Annotated in this window: 2 protein-coding genes and 1 pseudogene; all 3 read left to right on the top strand. The window is 61.2% G+C overall.

The genetic code is table 11. The features are described 5' to 3' along the window. Positions 1–154: 154 nt before the first annotated feature. A complete protein-coding gene (locus tag CUC53_RS18115; RefSeq protein ID WP_100295392.1) occupies positions 155–1,024 on the top strand; it encodes a DUF4123 domain-containing protein in 870 nt (289 codons plus the stop codon). Next, a complete protein-coding gene (locus tag CUC53_RS18110; RefSeq protein WP_100295391.1) occupies positions 1,021–4,500 on the top strand; it encodes a toxin VasX in 3,480 nt (1,159 codons plus the stop codon). The genes CUC53_RS18115 and CUC53_RS18110 overlap by 4 nt, the downstream gene beginning before the upstream one ends. A gap of 51 nt (positions 4,501–4,551) precedes the next feature. Next, positions 4,552–4,972: pseudogene (locus CUC53_RS18105) on the top strand (hypothetical protein); the annotation flags it as partial.

The raw sequence follows: 4,972 nt of genomic DNA, 5'->3' as shown, positions 1-4,972 counted from the left end.
GCGGCAGCCCCGGCAATGGCAGCGGCTGGGGTGGCCGCTTGCCCATCGAGCCAGCGCCAGTGGCCGCCGTCAAACCGCCGGAGCAAATGGCCAACCTGAAATCGGCCGCCCCGGTCTGCGAAATCTGCGAACAACTCGCCAAGGGGGAGCAGGCATGATCCCTGCGTTACCCGACATCACCCTAGCGGCGGGGGAGCGGCTCTATCTGCTGCTCGATGGCGCTCAGCTACCGGCCCTAGAACGGACCCTGTTTGAGCTGATCGACAGTCCCGCCTACCAGCCCATCTACCTCTATGCCCCGTGGGATGGCCTGCGTGAGGCGAGCCCTCTTTTGGTGGCGGCGAATCCGGTGTTGCTGGCGTGGTATCAACAACAGTCCGCCAAGGCCGGTTATCTGCTCAGTAGCTATCTGCCGTTGCTGCCGCTGGCAGAACTCCTGCGGCAGGTGATCGAGGTCGAGAGCCCCTACGGCAGCCGGGTGCTGCTGAAAATGGCGCAGCCGGAGGGGATGGCGCGGCTGCTGGTGGATGACACCCCGCTGTTATGGCAAGGTCTCAATCAGGTGTGGTTACCGGTGCGGCAAAAAATATTACCTAACGGGCCTGTGCATTGGTGGCACAAGCGGGTCAGCGATACCCTAGCCGAGCGGCAAGATGAACGGTTGCGGTTAAACGATCAACAGTGGGCCCGGCTAGGGGAAGTGAGCTGGCTCGATACCCTCGACACCATCGCCCAGCATATGCGCAAGTGGTTTCCGGCCCGCTTGATCCAGCAGGCCAATCAAGCTGAGTGGATTGCCTATTGGGCTGATTGGGCCTACGGGCGCGGCTTTACCAGCGCGGCGGATCTGCTCTCCTTTTTTAATGTGTTGGGCTTTATCGGCACCGAGTGGCATGACGGCAATCAATACCCTGATATTCATGCCCTGATCATCCAGCACTCGGCCCACACCCCCGCACAGCGGATCGCTCACGCGGTCGAATTGGCAGAAACGGCGCACAAAAAACAAGGAGTAGCAGGATGAGTAGCCCAACCCAAGACGCCCTCGCCGCCAGTCACGACGACGCCATGGCGGCCACCAGCTCATGCCCGCTGAAAAAAGGCAAACTACAGTTGCTGCCGGTGCGTTATGGCTTGGTTGAACAGGCTGCCAGCCACCCAGCGGTGGCCAGCCAATATGGCAAGCAGGTGACCTTTCGTCCGATCGGCGCTCGCCTGATCGAGGTCGAATCGTACCTTTACCTCATTCACAGTCAGCGGCCCGACATCCTCCATGTCTACCGGCTGGGGGTGGGTGGCACCGTCAGCAAGCTGGAACAGCAAGCCTTGGCCTCGGCTGCTGGCCAGCAGAGTTATGTCTACCAAGAGTCAGACAAAGCGATTGTGGTGCAGGCGAGCGGCACCATCGAGGTGCTGTATAGCCGCAGCAAAATCTCGCCGAAGTTGCAAAACCAGCTGCTCTACTCCGCCAGTTTGCGCAAAAAAATGATGCAAACCTGCGCGGTCGGCGCGGTGGATTGCCAACAGGGGGGCCGCCACCTGCTGCCGCCCGATCAGCTGGCGACCCAGCTGGCCGATGTCGCGCCCAATGTCAGTGATCATCCCGCCGATGAGCGCTGGTGCTGGTCAAGCGAGCCGCCCCAACAGCAAGCGGTCACCGTGGTCACCAGTCAGATCCTGCCTGCCTATCAGCGCGATGCCATGGTGTTGCTGCTCGATGATCCCATCGGGTTGATGACCGAGCTCTCCCTTGCTCATCACAAGCTGGCCGACCATGAAGAGCAATGGATGAAGCAGGGCGACAACCGGGCCGATTACTTTGCCGCGATCCAGCTGCTGAGCTTGATCGAGATGAGCGACCAGCAGATGTTGAGCGCGCTGGATAAAAGCCCCGATGCGCAATTCAAACAAACACTGAACACCTACAGCGAACAGCATCCCGGCAAGATCACCGCGCAATACGAGCAATATCGGGCGGCCAAGTTACAGGTGAAAAAAGAGGTGTTCGATCAGCAGCTAAATAGCTACAGCGGGCCGACCAGCAAGCAGAGCGCGGCATTTAGCGCCATAGCCAAACAGCAAGATCAGGTGGCACAGCTGGCCGGTGACATTGGCGTGGCACCTGCTGCGCTGCAACAGCTGTTTGATGACACCGTCGACAAGCAACAAGACCTGCACTTTGGCGAATCGACCCTCGGCATCCGCGCCGCTCGCGGTATTTTGGAGCGGATCGACGAGGCCGCCATGCGCAGTTGGCTGGCCTCGGCGCAGCCCCAGCTCAGTCGCTGGCGCGAGGCGTGCGCCCTGCTTGATCGCGAGCGGGTGGCCATGCTGCCCGCCGCATATAGCGCCATGCCGGTCTACGACAAAGAGGTCGTCAGCGCCCTTCAGCAGCGGTTGGCGATCGAGCTGCGCTGGTTGGTGGGCTTGGGGGGCCAGCCCGACACCCAGCAAGAGGCCAGCGCCTTCTTTGCCACCTTGGGTGAGCAAAATATGCAGTTGTGGGTCAGCCAGCACGATCAGATTGCCACCCTAGAGGACTACGAGGCTTGGCAGGGTGATCGCAATAACCTCTACGCTCTGCGCGAGGCATACAAAGCGCTGCAAGACAGTGCCAACAGCCTGCAAGAGTTTCAGGATCTGATGAATGGCCACTATTTTGCCCTGCTCGGCGAGCTGCCCGCAGAGCTGCAAGCTTCGGTCAATGCGCTGGCACCCGAGCTATCGCGCCTGACCCTGACCGAGCTGCGCAGCCATTACGACCGGATGTTGCAGGGGCAGCAGGCCATCGACGGCGCTCTGCGGGGCGTCAGCTCCGGCATCAAAGCGGCGCTGCTTGGCCATGCCCACAACGCCAAGTTAACCCTCGAATTGGGCACCCAAGAGGCTGATTATCAGCAGTGGCTCGGTCGCACCGTCGGTGAGATTGAAAACACGATCCGTGATTATCAACGGGCCGACCAGGACTTTAACGCCGCGAAGCGGGCGGGGCGCAACCCTAAAAATGCGCGCCAACGGCGGGCCAAGGCGGCGCGCCAATTAAGGCAGTGGGGGTTCAGCTTGCTCAGGGCCAGCCGCCCCAGCGCAGGCAGCGCCCCCTCCTCCTCCGGCCATGTGGTGATCAGCGCCCATGGCGCCGATCTGGATCAGGTCAACAATCACCTGATCTTGGCCAGCAAGGCGCTGAGTAATCAGGTGACCTTTGGCAATGCCAGCGGTCAAGCCTTATGGGGCGGCGCCGTCAAGGCGGGCAGTTGGGGCTTGGTGGCGTTGGCGCTCAACCTCAGCAATCTGGCCAAAACCAGCAGCGATCTGGCCCATAAAGAGACCCTGACTGGAGCACAAACATTTGACATTATCTCTGCTTATTTGGGGGCTGGGGCCGCAGGTTTGGCCCTGGGCAGCGAGTTGGCCCGCACCGTCCACTATCGGCGCTGGCTAACTAGCCCACCGCATACCCCGCTAGAGGGCTTTGCCCGGGTGGTGACCTTGGCCACCACCGCCGCAGCGGGTCTAGGTGCGGTGGCTGCTGTGCTAGATGGTGCCAAACAGGTGGCCCAGATCAGCCGCCACTGGCGGCGCGGTGAGTGGGAGCAGCTCACCGCCGCCTTGGTGACCTTGGGCGGCGATGGGCTGGCGGCCTATAGCGGTGGTCAGATTGCGGTGAAGGGCTTTGGTTTAAGTGTGGCGGCCTTGCGCGGTGCCATCACTTGGGAGATCGCCGCAGCGGAAGTGACCGCATTTGCTGCCCGCTTTAACCTGATGACCCTGGCGGCCAGCGCCCTGATCTTTGGCGGCCAACTGGCCTATAACTTTTTCGCCTCGCCGCCCTTAATGCGCTGGGTCAGCGAATGCCGCTGGGGCAAGCCAGCGGGCTGGCTGCTGCCCCACGGCCGCCAGCCGTGGGATTACCCCACCCAGCTGCGCAAATGGCAAGAGGCGATGCAAACTCCCCAGCTGGCGGCCCACTGCGAGCCCGTCTCCCACACTCGCCGCTACCCAACCCACCACCAAGTGATTGAGGTGCCGCAGTTGACCAGCCTGCGGCTGCGGGTGCCGCTGGCCGACCCCCAGCAAATAAGCCTAGTGGCGCTGGTGCACTATCAGGGCCAGTGGCGCGATATTACTCAGGCACTGCGGTCCCATATGGCGATCAGTGACGGTGACCTCGCTAGCCAGCTCGATATCGACTGGCCCCAGTTAAGCGGCGCCGATCGCCAGTTGGGGCTCGGTTACCTGCTGGGGGAGATTAACCTGACTCAGGTGCGCTGGCTCAATCTGGCGGTGGCGATCACCACCGCCGAGGGGCAAACCCTGTTTGATGAACAAGGGGGGCTGCGTTTCTCCCTCGATCTTAAGGCGGTCAGTGGCTTAGAGCCGCAAGAGGGGGAGCCCGGCTGGTATCAGCTCGAACCGCTGGAGGAGGGCGATAACTTCGCCTACCAAAAGGAGCGCTTTATGCCGCTGCTGCAACCGCTGCTCGCCCCCCCAACCCTCTAAAGGCGGCCGAGTAATCCAGTAAGACCCATTACCGAGTGAGTAAGGATCATTATGAGTCAATCCCCCTTCCCCTTTTTTGCGGGGCAGTCCCATCAAACCGGTTTAAGTAACAAGCTGGTGCTAAGCCCCTTGCCGGTGGCCACCAATGTGACCGCCGCCCGCCGCGCCGACTGGCTCACCACCAAGCGGCCCCACTATATCGAGCTGGGCGGCGCCGGCGGCACCCTCTTTCAAACCCAAATGATGTATATGTTCTGGTTATTTGGTCTTGCCATCTTTGCGGCTACATTTTGGGGGCCAGGTGATCTTAAAGGAGGGCTCAGTCATGGTCAGGGCTGGGCTGGGGTCTGGGAGCAGCTCTATATCGAGGTCTGGGTTGGCCCCAGCCAATGGGTCAGGGAGTTTAGCTGGTTGAACCTTTTTATGGTGATTGTCGGTTTAAGTGTCGGTCCCGGTATGGCGCTGTTTTTAA

It is taken from the genome of Aeromonas cavernicola, assembly GCF_002795305.1.
GTDB lineage: Bacteria > Pseudomonadota > Gammaproteobacteria > Enterobacterales > Aeromonadaceae > Aeromonas > Aeromonas cavernicola.
The sequence above is the reverse complement of the archived record's forward strand: the minus strand, read 5'-3'. Positions and strand labels throughout refer to the sequence as shown.